Origin of the sequence: Pseudomonas protegens (assembly GCF_003363755.1) — a bacterium.
In the GTDB taxonomy this organism is placed as follows: domain Bacteria; phylum Pseudomonadota; class Gammaproteobacteria; order Pseudomonadales; family Pseudomonadaceae; genus Aquipseudomonas; species Aquipseudomonas danubii.
In genome coordinates this window covers 1,872,285-1,888,093 of record NZ_CP031396.1, presented here as the reverse complement: position 1 = coordinate 1,888,093, position 15,809 = coordinate 1,872,285, and the positions used below count along the sequence as shown (strand labels likewise).

At 60.2% G+C, this 15,809-nt stretch carries 18 protein-coding genes and 1 pseudogene; 10 read left to right on the top strand and 9 right to left on the bottom strand.

What is annotated here, in order from left to right; genetic code table 11:
• The first annotated feature begins 222 nt into the window (after positions 1-222).
• A complete protein-coding gene (gene fadD1, locus DWF74_RS08180) occupies positions 223-1,911 on the top strand; it encodes a long-chain-fatty-acid--CoA ligase FadD1 (protein WP_102860615.1) in 1,689 nt (562 codons plus the stop codon).
• 67 nt (positions 1,912-1,978) lie between these two features.
• Here the strand turns inward: fadD1 and DWF74_RS08175 are convergent, their stop codons facing one another.
• A complete protein-coding gene (locus DWF74_RS08175) occupies positions 1,979-2,356 on the bottom strand; it encodes a hypothetical protein (protein ID WP_115580736.1) in 378 nt (125 codons plus the stop codon).
• 212 nt (positions 2,357-2,568) lie between these two features.
• Between DWF74_RS08175 and DWF74_RS08170 the strand changes: the two genes are divergently transcribed.
• The 3 genes from DWF74_RS08170 (at position 2,569) to def (ending at position 4,433) form a co-directional block, all read left to right on the top strand.
• The gene (locus DWF74_RS08170) at positions 2,569-2,760 is read left to right on the top strand and encodes a CsbD family protein (protein ID WP_102860617.1); all 192 of its coding nucleotides are present in this window, start codon (positions 2,569-2,571) and stop codon (positions 2,758-2,760) included.
• A 186-nt stretch (positions 2,761-2,946) separates the two neighbouring features.
• Positions 2,947-3,891, top strand: a complete 945-nt coding sequence (locus tag DWF74_RS08165) for a YihY/virulence factor BrkB family protein (protein WP_102860618.1) — start codon at positions 2,947-2,949, stop codon at positions 3,889-3,891.
• A 2-nt stretch (positions 3,892-3,893) separates the two neighbouring features.
• Positions 3,894-4,433 carry a peptide deformylase gene (def, locus tag DWF74_RS08160; RefSeq protein WP_102860619.1) on the top strand — a complete coding sequence of 180 codons (540 nt, stop codon included), beginning with the start codon at positions 3,894-3,896 and terminating at the stop codon, positions 4,431-4,433.
• A gap of 9 nt (positions 4,434-4,442) precedes the next feature.
• Here def and DWF74_RS08155 read toward each other — a convergent pair whose 3' ends face one another.
• Together DWF74_RS08155 and gstA are read right to left on the bottom strand one after the other, a co-directional pair.
• Entirely contained in the window at positions 4,443-4,868 is a 426-nt protein-coding gene (locus DWF74_RS08155) for a GNAT family N-acetyltransferase (protein WP_102860620.1), read from the bottom strand.
• Positions 4,869-5,191: 323 nt separating this feature from the next.
• The gene (gene gstA / locus DWF74_RS08150) at positions 5,192-5,794 is read right to left on the bottom strand and encodes a glutathione transferase GstA (protein WP_115580735.1); all 603 of its coding nucleotides are present in this window, start codon (positions 5,792-5,794) and stop codon (positions 5,192-5,194) included.
• A gap of 97 nt (positions 5,795-5,891) precedes the next feature.
• On the opposite strand from gstA, the gene DWF74_RS08145 reads away from it, so the two are divergent.
• The 3 genes and pseudogenes from DWF74_RS08145 (at position 5,892) to DWF74_RS30950 (ending at position 8,596) form a co-directional block, all read left to right on the top strand.
• Positions 5,892-6,752, top strand: coding sequence for a LysR family transcriptional regulator (locus tag DWF74_RS08145; RefSeq protein ID WP_115580734.1), 861 nt, complete (start codon positions 5,892-5,894; stop codon positions 6,750-6,752).
• A gap of 527 nt (positions 6,753-7,279) precedes the next feature.
• Positions 7,280-8,008, top strand: a pseudogene (locus DWF74_RS30955) (PAS domain-containing protein); the annotation flags it as partial.
• Positions 8,009-8,026: 18 nt separating this feature from the next.
• A complete protein-coding gene (locus tag DWF74_RS30950; RefSeq protein WP_240322057.1) occupies positions 8,027-8,596 on the top strand; it encodes a methyl-accepting chemotaxis protein in 570 nt (189 codons plus the stop codon).
• Between the two features lie 63 nt (positions 8,597-8,659).
• Here the strand turns inward: DWF74_RS30950 and DWF74_RS08135 are convergent, their stop codons facing one another.
• From DWF74_RS08135 to DWF74_RS08120, 4 genes are all read right to left on the bottom strand, one after another.
• Positions 8,660-9,166, bottom strand: a complete 507-nt coding sequence (locus DWF74_RS08135; protein WP_102860624.1) for a hypothetical protein — start codon at positions 9,164-9,166, stop codon at positions 8,660-8,662.
• Between the two features lie 182 nt (positions 9,167-9,348).
• A complete protein-coding gene (locus DWF74_RS08130) occupies positions 9,349-10,092 on the bottom strand; it encodes an NAD-dependent epimerase/dehydratase family protein (RefSeq protein WP_102860625.1) in 744 nt (247 codons plus the stop codon).
• Between the two features lie 32 nt (positions 10,093-10,124).
• Positions 10,125-10,757, bottom strand: a complete 633-nt coding sequence (locus DWF74_RS08125; RefSeq protein WP_115580733.1) for a glutathione S-transferase family protein — start codon at positions 10,755-10,757, stop codon at positions 10,125-10,127.
• Positions 10,758-10,857: 100 nt separating this feature from the next.
• A complete protein-coding gene (locus tag DWF74_RS08120) occupies positions 10,858-11,289 on the bottom strand; it encodes a PACE efflux transporter (RefSeq protein WP_102860627.1) in 432 nt (143 codons plus the stop codon).
• Between the two features lie 123 nt (positions 11,290-11,412).
• Between DWF74_RS08120 and DWF74_RS08115 the strand changes: the two genes are divergently transcribed.
• Positions 11,413-12,330 (top strand): LysR family transcriptional regulator, encoded by a 918-nt coding sequence (locus tag DWF74_RS08115; RefSeq protein WP_102860628.1) that lies wholly within the window; start codon positions 11,413-11,415, stop codon positions 12,328-12,330.
• On the opposite strand, the gene DWF74_RS08110 is transcribed toward DWF74_RS08115, so the two are convergent.
• A complete protein-coding gene (locus tag DWF74_RS08110) occupies positions 12,327-13,256 on the bottom strand; it encodes a LysR family transcriptional regulator (RefSeq protein ID WP_115580732.1) in 930 nt (309 codons plus the stop codon). The two genes, DWF74_RS08115 and DWF74_RS08110, sit on opposite strands and share 4 nt — an antisense overlap.
• Before the next feature lie 66 nt (positions 13,257-13,322).
• Between DWF74_RS08110 and DWF74_RS08105 the strand changes: the two genes are divergently transcribed.
• The gene (locus DWF74_RS08105; protein WP_115580731.1) at positions 13,323-13,943 is read left to right on the top strand and encodes a LysE family transporter; all 621 of its coding nucleotides are present in this window, start codon (positions 13,323-13,325) and stop codon (positions 13,941-13,943) included.
• 6 nt (positions 13,944-13,949) lie between these two features.
• Here the strand turns inward: DWF74_RS08105 and DWF74_RS08100 are convergent, their stop codons facing one another.
• Positions 13,950-14,981 (bottom strand): LacI family DNA-binding transcriptional regulator, encoded by a 1,032-nt coding sequence (locus DWF74_RS08100; RefSeq protein ID WP_115580730.1) that lies wholly within the window; start codon positions 14,979-14,981, stop codon positions 13,950-13,952.
• Between the two features lie 215 nt (positions 14,982-15,196).
• Between DWF74_RS08100 and DWF74_RS08095 the strand changes: the two genes are divergently transcribed.
• Complete coding sequence (locus DWF74_RS08095; protein WP_102860632.1) at positions 15,197-15,730, top strand: gluconokinase; 534 nt, start codon at positions 15,197-15,199, stop codon at positions 15,728-15,730.
• The last annotated feature ends 79 nt before the right edge of the window (positions 15,731-15,809 follow it).

Here is a 15,809-nt window from a genome sequence, read left to right as displayed (position 1 = left end):
TAAAAATGACTATTAGAATGTCTTGAGTCATAAATGTGACTATTGAGGCCTTTTTTGGCTCTAGGCGGCCTTTTCCAAAGCTGCTACTCTCGGCGCGCTTTGTGACTTCTCGGCCTAAGTAAAAGCCAGACTCACCAACAATAGACACCAATAAAAAACACAGACAAATAATAATCGCATCAAATGCGGTGATGAATTCGCGTTGCTGAGGAGTGGGCTTCCATGATCGAAGACTTTTGGAAGGATAAGTACCCAGCTGGGATTGCTGCCGATATCAATCCTGACGAGTATCCGAATATTCAGGCGGTGTTGAAGCAGTCCTGCCAACGTTTTGCTAACAAACCGGCCTTTAGCAACCTCGGCAAGACAATCACTTACGGTGAACTGTACGAACTGTCTGGGGCCTTCGCCGCGTACCTGCAGCAGCACACCGATTTGCAGCCTGGCGATCGAATCGCCCTGCAGTTGCCCAACCTGTTGCAATACCCGATTGCGGTGTTCGGTGCTATTCGCGCCGGCCTGATCGTGGTCAACACCAACCCGCTGTACACCGCGCGGGAGATGGAGCACCAGTTCAACGACTCTGGAGCCAAGGCTCTGGTTTGCCTGGCCAACATGGCCCACCTGGCAGAGACCGTGGTCCCCAAAACCTCGGTCAAGCACGTGATCATCACCGAAGTGGCGGACCTTTTGCCCACCTTCAAGCGTGTGCTGATCAACAGTGTGGTCAAGTACGTGAAGAAGATGGTGCCGGCTTATCACTTGCCCCAGGCCGTCAAGTTCAATGAGGTGCTGAGCAAGGGCCACGGCCAGCCAGTACAGGAAGCCAACCCTGCCAGCGGCGACGTGGCGGTGCTGCAATACACCGGCGGTACCACCGGCGTGGCCAAGGGGGCGATGCTGACCCATCGCAATCTGGTGGCCAACATGCTGCAGTGCAAGGCGCTGATGGGCTCCAACCTCAATGAAGGTTGCGAGATCCTCATCACTCCGCTGCCGCTGTACCACATCTATGCGTTCACCTTCCATTGCATGGCCATCATGCTCATGGGCAACCACAACATCCTGATCAGTAACCCGCGGGATCTGCCGGCGATGGTCAAGGAACTGTCGAAGTGGAAGTTCAGCGGTTTTGTCGGTCTCAACACCCTGTTCGTTGCCCTGTGCAACAACGAAGCGTTCCGCAAACTGGATTTTTCCGCGCTCAAAGTCACGCTGTCCGGGGGCATGGCCCTGCAACTGGCGGCCGCCGAGCGTTGGAAGTCGGTCACCAATTGCTCGATCTGTGAAGGCTACGGCATGACCGAGACCAGTCCGGTGGCCACGGTCAACCCGATCCAGAACATCCAGATCGGCACCATCGGCATTCCAGTGCCTTCGACCTTGTGTCGGGTGATCAACGACGCGGGCGACGAACTGCCCCTGGGGGAAGTGGGTGAACTGTGCGTGAAGGGCCCGCAGGTGATGAAGGGCTACTGGCAGCGTCAGGACGCTACTGACGAAGTCCTCAGCGACGGCTGGTTGAAGACCGGTGACATCGCCCTGATTCAGCCGGACGGCTATATCCGCATCGTCGACCGCAAGAAGGACATGATCCTGGTCTCGGGTTTCAACGTGTACCCCAACGAACTGGAAGACGTCCTGGCTTCCCTGCCGGGGGTCCTGCAGTGCGCAGCGATCGGCGTACCGGACGAGAAGTCTGGCGAGATCATCAAGATCTTCATCGTCGCCAAGCCAGGCGTGACCCTGACCAAGGAGCAGGTGATGGAACACATGCGCGCCAATGTCACCGGCTACAAGGTGCCCAAGGCCGTGGAGTTCCGCGATGCGCTGCCGACCACCAACGTCGGCAAGATCCTGCGCCGTGAACTGCGTGACGAAGAGTTGAAGAAGCTCGGCGTGAAGAAGTAAGCCGCAGCGTCCACAAAAAAGCCCCGCCAGTGCGGGGCTTTTTCATGGGCTGGTAACTTGTGCCGGCTTACTGCTGGAACTGGGCAAAGCTCACACCGGTGCCGGCCGGGCGCACGTCTTTGAGGAAGGAGTCCTTGTCGGCACTCAACTCCAGGCTCAGGGCGGCCTTGCGCTTGCCTTCATTGCGGATCACCAGGCCTTCCATCTTTTCCCGCAGGAACACGGTCGGCACTTTCAGGTGCAGCAACTGGTTGGTGTCCGGGGTGTGCAGCAGCAGGTGCACCCATTCGTACTGACCAATGGCCAGACGGGTCACCAGGATATCGAACCACCAGATATTGCGATTGCGGTTCAGCTCCGCGAAATGGCAGTTGTTGACGCCCAGCACCGCACCGCCCAGTTCCTGGTTTCTACGGGCAATGGCCTGCTTTTTATCGAGTTTCATAACATTCCTACGGGGATTGGATCTTCAGTGCTTGGCCTGAACAGGTCGAGCATTCTCCCGGGTTGCCCGACAAACATAAAGGGCAACCTCGGGCCTGCGATGAAATGCCTGACGAAAAATAATTGAAACTCTGCGCAACGGCCACGAGTCAACCTTGGGTAACGACGCAAATCCTCTTTGTTTGATCAATGAATGTTCTACGGAGAAATACCATGGGCAGCACAGCAGATAAGGCAAAAGGTCTGGCCAACGAAGCCATCGGCAACGTCAAGCAGGGTGTCGGCAAGGCCACCGACAACACCAAACTGCAGGCAGAGGGCAAGTTGCAGGAGAAGAAAGGCGAAGCCCAGCAAGCCCTTGGCAAGACCAAGGATGCGGTGAAAAAGACCATCGACAAGGCCTGAATACGGGGCCCTCGATGATTCAACGCAGCGGCCATCCACGGATGGCCGTTTTCATGTGTGTTGCTGTGGAGCAACGGTAATCAGCCCGTGCGAATGGTTGCGGTTCGCCAACTAGGCTAATTTGTTGTAGAAAACGCCCCCTGAGTCGCCATCGACTTCAACCTTTTTGCGGCGAAAGGAGACGCTATGATTTTTCCGGACCTCAAAGGTTTGCCCCTGCACCGCGTGCTGATCCGCACGGTCAATGAATTCATCGCGGACGAGATGTCCACCTATGCCTCGGCGCTGGCCTACCAGATGCTGTTCTCGCTGTTCCCCTTCATCCTGTTTCTCATTGCCCTGATCGGTTTCCTGCATCTGCCGGACTTCTTTACCTGGCTGCGCCTGCAATCGGAATTGGTGCTGCCGCCCCAGGCCCTGGAGCAGGTGAATCCGGTGATCGATCAATTGCAACAGTCCAAGGGCGGATTGCTCTCCGTGGGTATCGTCATCGCCCTGTGGACCGCCTCGGCGGGCGTGCGCCTGATGATGAGCGCAATGAACGCAGCCTACGATGTGGTCGAGGGCCGGCCGATCTGGAAGCGCTTTCCGCTGTCGGTGTTCTATACCGTGGGCATTGCCGGCATGCTCCTGGCCGCGGCAGCCCTGATGGTACTGGGGCCCCAGGTGATGACCTGGCTGGCTGGGCAGGTGGGCCTGGAAGAGTTCATCGTCACCCTGTGGACCATCCTGCGCTGGCCGGTGATCGTGCTGCTGATGATGGTGGCCGTGGCCCTGATGTACTACGTGATGCCCGATGTGAAGCAGAAGTTTCGCTTCATCACGCCGGGCTCGGTGCTGGCGGTGGTGGTCTGGATTGTCGCGTCCCTGGGCTTTGCCTACTACGTGAAAACCTTCGCTAACTACAACGCCATGTATGGCAGTATCGGCGCGATCATCGTGTTGCTGCTGTACTTCTACATCTCTGCTGCAGTGCTGTTGCTGGGGGCGGAGATGAACGCGGTGATCGAACACATGTCGGCCGAAGGCAAGGAACCTGGCGAAAAGGACTTTGACGGGCCCGGCGATAAACAACACGTATCGGGACTGGGCCGGGATCACTCGCGCCATCCGACCACTGACGAAGCCTGAACATGATCCGTGAAATCCTCAAAATGGGCGATGAACGCCTGCTGCGTATTGCGCCCCCGGTGGCGCCCGAGATGTTCGACAGCCCCGAGCTGTGGCAACTGATCGACGATATGTTCCAGACCATGGAAAGTGTCGGTGGCGTTGGCCTGGCAGCACCGCAGATCGGTGTCGATCTGCAACTGGTGATCTTCGGCTTCGAGCACAGCGAACGTTATCCGGAGGCAGAGGCAGTGCCTCAGACCATCCTCATCAACCCCTTGATCACGCCCTTGAGTCCGCAACTGGAAGAGGGCTGGGAAGGTTGTCTCTCGGTGCCAGGGCTGCGGGGCGCGGTGCAGCGCTACCAGCACATTCGCTATGAAGGTTTCAGCCCCAAGGGCGAGCCTATCGTGCGTGTGGCCTCGGGCTTTCATGCCCGGGTGGTGCAGCATGAGTGCGATCACTTGATCGGGCGGCTGTACCCATCGCGGATCAGTGATTTCAGCAAGTTCGGTTTCACCGAGGTGCTGTTTCCCGACCTCGATCCCAACGCTGACGCGTAACACCCAAGCCTACGGACCCGGGCGAACGCTGTCGGTCCCCATGGCCAGCAGCGGCTTGCTGCGTTGATAGCGAGCCAGCCGTTCGGCCAGCGGCTGGGGTAATTGGGTAGCGGTGGAAAAACTCATGCGCTGATACAAAGTTTCCAGGTCCGGGTGACAGAACAGCCAGACTGGCCCTTCGACCTGCATCAGCGCCCGCTCCACCAACTGTCCGGCCAGCCCCTGGCCGCGGTGCTCGGGGGCAACGAACAAACCCGTCAGCCAATGCCCCTGGGCCACCGGGGTCAGGCTCATCCCGGCGACGATCCCCTCGTTCCTCGCCACCCAGAGCTGGCCTGCGGACGAGGCCCGCATGGGCGACTGGTGCTGGCGATAGAACTTGTTCAGCAAGGGACGCGCGGCCTCGGCAAGGAGGCAGATCTGGAGGCTGGACATGGCTTTCCGGGATTGCAACAGGGAGCGGCGGATTATAAAGGAACCCCCGGCCGCTATAGGTGCTATACCTGAGTCCTATCCCGCAGCAGTGGAGTAAAGATCATGTCCAAAGGTATGAACGCCAAGAAGAATGCCAAGAAGAAACCGGCAAAGAGCGCAGACGAGAAGCGCGCCGAGAAAAAGGCCAAGAAAACCGAAGTGAACATCTTCGGCCATTGATCAATTTGACGAAGCCCGCAACGCGGGCTTCGTTTTATCCCTTCTGAAAAGGCAGGCGCGGGTTCTGCCTGTTCAGCGCGACTTCTCCATTTGCTGTTTCGAACCTAAGCCAGCTCCACCGCCAATGCCTCCCGCACCGCCGGCCGCTGCTCGACCCGGGCCTGGAACTTCGCCAATGCCGGCCAGGCTCCCAGATCGATGGCAAACAGCGCAGTCCAGCTCAGCACGGTGAACAGATAGGCATCGGCGATGCCGAACTGCCCGCCTTGCAGATAATCCTGGCGCTCCAAGGTCTGCTCCAACAGGGCAAAGCGTTTGAACAGCTTCTGCCGGAACACCTCCTTCACGCTGTCATCGAGCCCTGGGTTGAACAGCCAACCCATGATCCCGTGAACTTCGCTGGTGATGAAGTTCAGGGTTTCCTGCAGCCTTACCCGTTGCCAACTGCCATTGGCCGCCGCCAATCCGGCCTCGGGCTTGAGGTCTGCCAGGTATTGCAGGATCGCCGGGCCTTCGGTGAGTACTTCGCCGTTGTCCAGTTGCAGGGCGGCCACGTAGCCCTTGGGGTTGAGGGTGAGGAAGTCCTGGCCGTCGGCGGTGCGCTTGCTGCGATTGTCGACGCGGATGGCGTCGAACGGCAGTTGCAGTTCCCGCAGTACGATATGGGAGGCCAGGGAGCAGGCTTGAGGGGCGTAGTAGAGTTTCATCGGCAGGTCTCTGGTTGATGTTCGAGCCAGTGTCGGGGCAGCACTGGCATGGGTAAAATTAATCTTTCAGAAAATGGCCATAAGGATAGCTACTGCCATGATGAACCTGATGCATTGGCGCTTGCTGGTGGCAATCGCCGAGTGCGGCACCATCACCCGGGCCGCCGAACAGGTGGGCATGACCCAGTCCGGGGCCAGTCAGGCCTTGGCCCAGATGGAAGACATGCTGGGCGTGCAACTGTTCATCCGGGAAAGCCGCCAGGCTTTGCCCACGGCAATCGGTCTACAGGTGCTGGAGCAGGCGCGGGTGATGCTCGGAGCCCTGGCCCAGGTTCGCCGGCAAGTGGACACGGCCCGAGGCATCCTCCAGGGCAGTTTGCGCCTGGCGGGCTTTCCCATGGTCCTGGCGAGCTTCCTGCCACCGGTGCTGCGACGTTTCAAGCAACTGCACCCGGGGATTGAGGTGGTGCAGCTGGAGGTCAGCGATGATGAGGTCGAAGCCCTGCTGGAGGCGCAACTGGTGGATCTGGGAGTGGTACTGAATCCGCCTCCCGAGCGTCGTTCGTGGTTGCTGGGTGTCGATTCGTGGGTGGCCGTGCTGCCTCAGGATCACCCCTGGCAGGCCCCGACCATCGAGCTTGAAGTCTTGCTGGCGCAGCCTTTTGTCCTGGCCACTGGCGGTTGCTCGGTGAATGCCCGCAGCCTGGCGATTGAAGCTGGAGTGTCGTTGGCGGATGTGCGGATCGAAGTGCGCGAGTGGAAGAGCGCATTCAGCCTGGTGCGTGAACGTTTGGGGGTGACCCTGGTGCCCGAGAGCACCTTGCCTGAACAGCGCCAGGGATTGCGGGTGCTGCCTCTGAGTTGCGCGATCGAGCGCCAGTTCGCCCTGGTGGCGGCGCCGGGGCGGGAGTCGAACGGACTGGTTCAGGCCTTTGTGCAGATGCTCGCTCGGGCCTAGTCGGCGGGCGGTTCCTGGCGAGTCATGTTTATGCCTTGATTGAGACTTTTCGCGAAGGCTTGAGAGGCATTTAAAAGTTGTGAAAACAGAATGACTGGTGACCTTGCATAGAGTCGGCGTCTGTCTATGCTTAATTTTGAAAAAGCGTATCGGTCGCTTTTTGAACCACTGTCTCGTGATGTTTCAGCCTTATAACGGCTGTTTGTGGAATGTTCATCCGGGCACGAAATTGACTTCATGAATAAAGACGAGAGTGCGCATTTAGAGGCACCGCAGGATCAGGAGTAATTAATTAGATGGAATTTCTTTTCTTTGTTAGGTCCGACCCGACAGCGGGTCCTCAAGAAAAGGATGGCTTGATAAGAGCGTTGCAACATGGACTCTCCGATTAAACATCATTTGTCACCTGACACTTCCTTTCTCATATGGAGAGAGGCGCTTGCCCTGTTAATGGAACGTTGTGGTGGATCAGTTGAAAGACTAGAAACTTCCGTCAATCAAAAGACAGCGTTGAAGGTGATACAACTATGTTTAACCTACATCACAAGGCAGACCTTCTGGAGATCGAGCGCTTTAATTGTGCGTTGACCGAGGCCAATGCCAAGTTGGCGGCGATCAGCCATTCCATGGCGATGATCGAGTTCTCTCCCGATGGCATCGTGCTCGACGCCAACGAAAACTTTTGCAAGGCAATGGGCTATTCCGCGGAAGAGATACGCGGCAAGCATCACCGGATCTTCTGCGAGGAAGCGTTCTACCGCAGTGAGGAGTACGCCAAGTTGTGGCGTGATCTGGCCCGGGGTGAACCTGTCAGCGGCACCTTCCTGCGGCTGAACAAGCGCGGCCAGGAGATCTGGCTCGAAGCCAGCTACATGCCGGTGTTCGATGCCGAGCGTCAGGTCAAGAGTGTGATCAAGGTGGCTTCGGACATCTCCGAGCGCATCCATCTGGAACATGAAAACCAGAGTCTGTTGAACGCCATTGGCCGCTCCATGGCAATCATCGAATTCACCCCCGATGGCAAGATAGTTGCCGCCAACGACAACTTCCTCAAGACCATGCAGTACTCCCTGAATGAAATACTCGGTCAGCACCACAGCATGTTCTGTCATCGCTCTGAAGCCGAGTCTGCCGAGTACAAGCAGTTCTGGGCCTCGTTGAACCGTGGTGAATACCATTCCCACCGTTTCGAGCGGGAAAACAAGTACGGCCAGACCGTGTTCCTCGAGGCTTCCTACAACCCGCTGTTCGACACCAAGGGGCGCTTGTACAAGGTGGTCAAGTTCGCCAGCGATATCACCCAGCAAGTGACCACCCTGCAATCTGCCGCCGAATCGGCCCACAGTACCTCGGTGCAGAATGATGCCTGCGCCCAGAAAGGCTCGGAGGTGGTGCAACAGACGGTGGAGATCATTCAGCAGATTTCCCACGACCTGAACGAAGCCGCCCGCAGCATTGATGCGGTCAGCAAACAATCGGAGATCATCGGCAGCATAGTCCAGACCATTCGCGGGATTGCCGACCAGACCAACCTGCTGGCGCTCAATGCGGCCATCGAGGCGGCCCGGGCCGGCGAGCATGGACGGGGGTTCGCGGTGGTGGCGGACGAGGTACGCAGCCTGGCGGCACGCACCAGCCAGGCGACGGTGGAGATCGTCGAGGTGGTGCGCAAGAACCACGACCTGTCCATGAGCGCGGTCACCAGCATGCAGTCGAGCCTGAGTCGTACCGGACTGGGGGTCGAGCTGGCCAATGAGGCGGGGGAGGTGATCCTGGAGATTCAGCAGGGCTCAAGGCATGTGGTGGATGCCATCAGCCAGTTCAACTCGACCTTGCAGCTGTAGCCGCGGTTTTCCTTCGGATACAAAAAAGGGTTCCCGTGCAGGGAGCCCTTTTTGTTGGCGCTGTTACAACGCAGCGAGGAACTTCTCGTCGATCGGCTTGGCGCTGTTCTTGGCCTCTTTCTCTTCCTTGGCCAACTGCATCTTGTCTTGCAGGCGCTGGGCGATTTCCTGATTGATCGTCAGTTGCCGTTCAGGTGGCAGGTTCCTCAGGTCTTCTTCGGTCAGCCCCATATCCTTGAGGATGCTGTCGCGCAGGCGCTGTTCGGGCGTCTTGCTCATGTAGTCCTTGAACTCGCTCAGGGCACCGGTTTCCGTGGCGCTGGTGGCCTGTGGCGTGCTGGTGGCGGGCGGCGTGGCCTGGAGCAGGACACGGGTCTTGGCGAACGCTGCATTGACGTTGTCGTCCACGGTATTGCCTTGCAGGCTGGACTGGGACGTCGGCACGGTCACGGAGTTCTGGGCCTGCTGCAGCATGCCGCTGTACAGCGCGCTGGCGGCAGCGGTGGTCGGGTCCATATCGGTGCGCGAGGTGGGCTGCACCGAAACGGATTTCTGGGCGTTGACCAACATGATCGGGAACCTGTGTGAGAGAACTAGGCTGAAGTTTTAGCAAGTTCCATGCCGATACTTTAGTCATTGAATATCAAGAGGTTAGGGCAATTGTTCTCGGCGGGTGGCCAGTAAGCGGACAAGTCTTGCCGCTTCCTGGCAATTGCCGCCCGCCTGTTTGCCGAGGGGCGGCGATCAGCGTCTCAGTAAGTGATGGGAATGCCGAAATGCTCCTGGAAGGCATCGTCCACAGGCTCGTACCCCAGGACCTTGGTGGTTTCGCTGAGATCCAGGCGCTTGAAGCGGTTGTTGGATATGCCATGGCCGATCAGGAACTGCACCCCAGGGGTTTCGACCGCTCGCTGCAGCAGTTGCACAGCGTCCCGAGGGCTGAGCCAGGCGCTCAGGTCGCGGGTGGTGGTCAGTTCGTGGTGTTGCGGGTCCTCGAATGCCCCGATGCGCAGGGCGATGCAGGACAGCCCGCGCCGGGCTGCATAAAAGGCACACAGGGCTTCGCCATAGCATTTGCTCACACCGTACAGGTTGGCTGGCATCACCGGCATGCCCGGGGTGATCTGCCGGTCCACCGGGTAGCCTTCGATGGTCTGGGCGCTGCTGGCGAACACCAGGCGCCGGCAACCGGCGTTCACTGCGGCCTCGAACAGGTAGGTGGTGGCGAGGATGTTGTTGGGCAGCAGTTCGTCGAAGCCGGCAGTGGCGTGGGGGATGCCGGCCAGGTGCACGATGACGTCGATCCCCGGCAGCAGGCGGCTGATGGCTTGCGGGTCATCAAGGTCCAGGCGCACAAAACGGTGGGGCGCCGGGATGTCGAAGTCCGGTTCGACGCGGTCGGTGAGGGTGAAGCGATGGCGCTCCTGGGAGCCCTGGAAAAACACTTTGCCGATCCTGCCGCAGGCGCCGGTCAGTAGTACGTTGAGTCCATCCATGTCGAATCTCCGGTGGGCTGAGAAGGGGCAGGCTAGGGCGTGCCGTTACGTCCATGCAGCACAAAGCCCGGACGCAGGCTGAGGCGTTCGTAGTAGGCGGCCACGGCGGGGAAGTCCGGGTGTTCCATCGGGGTCATCTTCCAGCGATTGACCGAGAGGCCAAGGACGATATCCGCCAGGCTGAAGTCTTCACCGAGCACATAGTTCCCGGTGCTCTCAAGCTGCCGTTCAAGGATCGCCATCTTGCCGTTCCAGGCCAGCAGGCTGGCGCCGATGCGCTGGCTGTCCTGGCAATCCGGATGCTGGCGCACCAGGCCCATGAAGGCGTAGCTCCAGGCCGGATTGAGTTCGGTGGCCTGCCAGTCCATCCACTGTTCCACCAGCGCCCGGGCTCGCGGGGCGATGGGCAGCAGGCCGCTGCTGGGGTGCAGGTTGGCCAGGTAGCGGCAGATGCTGTTGGACTCCCACAGGGCACCGGCATCATCGATCAGCACCGGGACCTGGGCGTTGGGGTTGAGGGCGAGAAATTCGGGACTGTGGGTCGACTGGAAGCCGCTGCCCCAATCTTCCTGCTGGTAGGAAAGGTCCAGTTCTTCACAGGTCCACAAGACTTTCCTGACGTTGATGGACGAGGCTTTACCGAGAATTCTGCAGGGGGTTCCCATGACGTTTCCTTGTTCGTGGCACAGGTTGGCGATGGGAATCTATCAGCGAGCCAGGTTCTCGGCGACGGTCAAATTGCCTCCAGGGGTGTTTTGCCCAGCTTCAGGCCGGATCGGGCAGGGCCGAAGCCGGCAGACCGAAGACCCGGTCGAACAGCCAGTTGAAGGCGAAGGTGTAGCAGGGGATGAACAGGATCAGCGCCAGGTCCAGGAGGAAGGCCTGCACCAGGCTGATGTTCATCCACCAGGCGATGAGCGGGATCAGGAACACGATCAGGGTCAACTGGAAGCCCACGGCATGGGCGATGCGCCGCTTGACGGTGCGGGTGCGCGAGGGCTGACGGCTTTCCCAGCGCTCGAACAGCGTGGTGTAGATGAAGTTCCAGGTCACCGCGATGCTGGTGATGACCACGGCCAGCGGCCCGGTGCTGCTGGGGGACGTGCCGGACAGCAGGGCCAGGCCGAGGGCCGAGAACGTCATGCCGAACACCTCGAACAGGGATACGTAGACCAGTTTGCGTTTCACGCCTTGCATGGAAATTCCTCGGTATTGAATGGCAATGGCCAGAGCTGGACTGGCGCAGGGCGCGAAAGGTAGCTTCAATAGTGGTGACAGAAAAAGTCGGAAGCTTTCAGTTTTATTGATAGGTTGCCCTCCATGAATTTCTCCAGTGACAGCATCCAGTTGTTTCTCGCCGTGCTCGAGCGCGGTTCCTTTTCTGCGGCGGCCCGCTTCCTGGGCAAGGTGCCCTCGGCGGTCAGCATGGGCATTGCCAACCTTGAGGCTGAACTGGGTTACGCCCTGTTCGATCGCCGCCATCGCGAGCCGGTGCCGACGCCCCTGGCCCTGTCCCTGGCGCCCCATGCGCGGTTGATCGCCGACCAGCTCAAGCAGTTGCAGGTGCACGCCATCGAGCTGTCCCTGGGCCTGGAGAGCAAGCTGTCGATTGCCGTGGTGGATGACATCGACAAGCAGCGAGTGCTGGCCGCCATCAAGCTGATTGCCGAGCGCTATCCGCTGCTGGAGGTGGAGGTGCTCAGTGCCCCCCAGGATGATGTGCTGCAACTGCTGCACAGTGGGCGAGTGAGTGTGGGCGTGGCCTTTGCCGGCTTGAGCGTGAATGCCCTGGAGTATTTCCAGTACATCGGCAGTGAGCGGGTGATTGCCTGTATCTCGCCGCGACATCCGGTGTTTGTGGCCAGCGATGGCTCGTTGTACCTGGAGGAGCTGATCCGGTTCCGCCAGGTCGTGGTGGCCAGCCGCGACTTGCCCATCAGCGATACGCGGCCCTTGGTGGGCGAGTCGTTGTGGCGCACCGACAGCCTGGCCATGGCCCTGCACATGGTGGAAGCCGGCATCGGCTGGGGCAATTTCCCCTTGTCGGTGATCCAGCCGCTGCTGGTGGCAGGGCGCTTGCAGAGGCTGAAGTTCAAGAACCTCGACAACGGCTTGTCGTTGCCGGTGCATGCGGTGTGGCTGAAGAACCGGCCACTGCAGAAGGGCGCCCTGGCCCTGGTGCAGTTGCTCAGTGGCGAAGATCCGGCGCTGGGGCCGCTGCCCGCCCCCGGGGTTTAGCCCAGGGCCTGTTCACGCAACCAGCGCAGCAAATGACCGGCCGCCGAAGCGTCGCTGATCGCCTGGGCGGACAACAGGTAATAGGCGCTGCCGTCGGCGATGAAGCCGAAAGGGGCGCAAAGCAATCCTCCAGCCAGATCATCGCGCACCAGTTGCCGGGGGGCGATGGCCAGCCCGAGTCCCGCCACCGCCGCTTGCAGGCTGAAGTAGAAATGCTCGAAGACTTGCTCCTGTAGAGCCAGGGAGGCGGGCAGCTGCTGCTGTTGCAGCCAGTGCTCCCAGGCTTGCGGCCGGGTAGCACTGTGCAAGCGCGGGGCGTGTTCCGCCAGGGTCGGCTGGCCGTCTGGCGAAGGGGTCCAGTCAGCCTGTTTGTCCGGCCGGCACACGGGGCCAATGGCTTCGTCGAACAGCCAGTGGGCCTGAGTTTCATCGCTCCAGGCGAAATCGTTGCGGCGGATCGCCAGGTCGATGCCGGCGTTGAACGAGAAAGGCCCGCCGCCGGCCAGCAACTGGATCGATATTTCCGGGTGAGCGGCCTGGAACGCCGGCAGGCGTGGAATCAGCCAGCGCATCAGCAGGGTCGGTTCACAGGACAGCACCAGCGGCGCCTCGGGGTCCGGTGCCCGCAGGCGGCTGGCGGTGTTCTCGATCAGGTCCAGGGCCTGGGTTACGCTGTGCAGCAGTTCGGCTCCGGCCGGCGTCAGAAATACCCGGTGGCTGCGGCGTTCGAACAGCGCCGTGCCCAGGTCCTCTTCCAGGGCGCGCACGGCGCGGCTGATGGCGCCGTGGGTCAGGTGCAGGGCGGCGCCGGCCTGGGTGAAGCTTTCCAGGCGTGCCGCTGCTTCGAAGCAGCGCAAGGCGCCGAGGGGCGGCAGGCGTCGGCGCAATGTCTGTGAGTTTTTATCACTGAGAGTGTCAGTTTTCATCGTTGGCTGTCCCCGTGCCGATCCCCATACAGTAGCGCCTGATTCTATATCCAAGGCGTATGTAACGTGACTGAACTGTTAGTCGTAATCACCATTACCATTCTTGCTGTACTCAGCCCCGGAGCCGATTTTGCCTTGGTAACGCGCAATAGCCTGATGCTCTCGCGCCGCCACGGTGTGTTCACTGCCCTGGGTATCGGGCTCGGGGTCATGCTGCATATCGGCTACAGCCTGCTGGGGGTGGGGGTGCTGTTGCAGCAGTCGCTGCTGTGGTTCACCGGGCTGAAGATTGCCGGGGCGCTTTATCTGATCTATCTGGGGATCAAGCTGTTGCGCGGTTCGGACCAGGGGCCGTACGAGGAGGCGGCGGCGAATGTCGAGACTTCGTCATGGGCGGCTCTGCGCAGCGGCTTTCTGACCAATGCGCTGAACCCCAAGACGATGATTTTCGTTCTCAGCCTGTTTATGCAGGTGATCCGGCCGGGCACGGCATTGCCGGTGCAGATCGGCTACGGGGGGATCATTGTCCTGGCTCACGTGTTGTGGTTCGTGGCGGTGGCGCTGTTTTTCTCGGCACCGGCGATTGCCAGTCGACTGCAGGGGTACAAGCGCCGTATCGATCAGGTATTTGGTGTGGTGCTGGTGGGGTTCGGGCTGCTGCTCAGCGTGCTGAGCCTGCAGCCCTGAAACACCTCAGGTGCTTTCCCGCACCCGCAGCTCGAAGCCCATGTCCACTACGGGCTCGGCCACGCTGTTGCCGGCCAGCAGGGTCAGCATCTGCTCGGCTGCACGGCGGCCGATGGCTTCCCTTGGGGTGCTGATACTGCTCAGGCGCGGCACCATGTGTTCCGAGGAGGGCAGGTCGTTGAAACCCAGCACCGCCACTTGCTCCGGAACCTTGATCCCGCAGCGCATGGCTTCCAGCAGTGCGCCCTGGGCCAGGTCGTCGTTGCCGAAGAAGATGGCGTCGACTTGCGGCTGGCTCTGCATCAGTTGCAGGAACAGTTCGCCGCCCAGGCCCACGGAGGATGGGCGTGGGGTCAGCAGTTCCAGATCGGGGTTGTACAGCCCGGCCTCTTGCAGGGCACGACGGAAACCTTCGCCCCGTAGCAGAGTGCGTTGATCCAGTTGTGCACCGATGTAGGCCAGATGCTTGCGCCCACGGGAAATCAGGTGCCGGGCGGCGGTCTCGCCCGCGTTCAACTGGGAGAAACCCACGCAGTTGAGCCCGGCGCCGGGGTCCAGGTCCATCATGTAGACGCAGGGGATGTTGTTGGCCTCGATCATCCGCCGGGCGCTTTCGGTACGGTCAAAACCGGTCAGCAACAGACCCCGGGGCTGGTAGGTCATGTAGTTGCGCAGCAGGTTTTCTTCTTCGTCCCGGGAGTAGTGGTAGTTGCCGATCAGCACTTCGAAGCCCTTGGGCCGCAGGACCTGATGAATGGCTTCCAGGGTTTCGATGAACAGCAGGTTGGACAGCGACGGCACCAGCACCACCACCGACTGGCTCTGGGCCGAGGCCAGGGCACGGGCGGCGGAGTTGACCACGTAGTTCAGCTCCTGCGCGGCCTTCTGCACCTTTTCCACCAGCTCGGTGGCCACGCTGCTGACGCCGCGCAGGGCCCGAGAGGCGGTGATCGGACTGACACCGGCCAGTCGCGCCACTTCGTTGAGGGTAGGGCGCCCCGTGGTACGGGAGCTTTTATCGTTTTTATGAGGGGTCATCAGACGGCTTGCCAAACAAAATTCAAGTCACTAAGGTAGCGCTGTCCTGAAACAGCTGCAATGCGTGAGCGAGGTGTGCCTGACCCTCGCTCTTTGGTTTGGCGGACTATATACGCGGCAACCCACAAAAATGACAAGAAGGCGTCGGCAGACACTGTTTTTGTACTAGAACTAGAACTAGCGAAGGTAGCGCTGTCTGCGCGCTGAGGTGTTACATGAGTCAATCTATTACCGCCCTGGTCATCATGGGTGTTGCCGGCTGTGGCAAATCCAGCGTCAGCCAGGCGCTGTGCCAACGCAGCGGCGCCACGGCCATTGAAGGCGATACGTTCCACCCTGCCGCCAATATCGCCAAGATGAGCGCCGGCATTCCCCTCGACGACGACGACCGTGCCGGCTGGCTCGACAGCCTCTGCGATGAATTGCGTCGGACCCTGGCCGCCGGTCAGCGTCCGGTACTGACCTGCTCGGCCTTGAAGCGCAAATACCGTGAACGCCTGCGCGCAGCGACCCCCGGCCTGGGCTTTATCTTCCTCGAACTGACACCGGCAGTGGCCGCCGATCGCGTGGCACACCGGCCAGGGCATTTCATGCCTTCGACCCTGATCGACAGTCAGTTCGCCACCCTCGAATCCCCCGTGGGGGAGCCGCTCACCCTGGCCCTGGATGCCAGCACCCTGAGCGTCCAGCGCCTGGCCGAACTGGCCAACCAATGGTGGCTGGAGCATGGCCTTGAACCTTCACATTAAGTGCTGGCTCGAAATAGGTAGCGCTATCCCACTCGGCCCTTGTTTTTAACGCTTAAATAAAAACAACAAACCGGAGGCA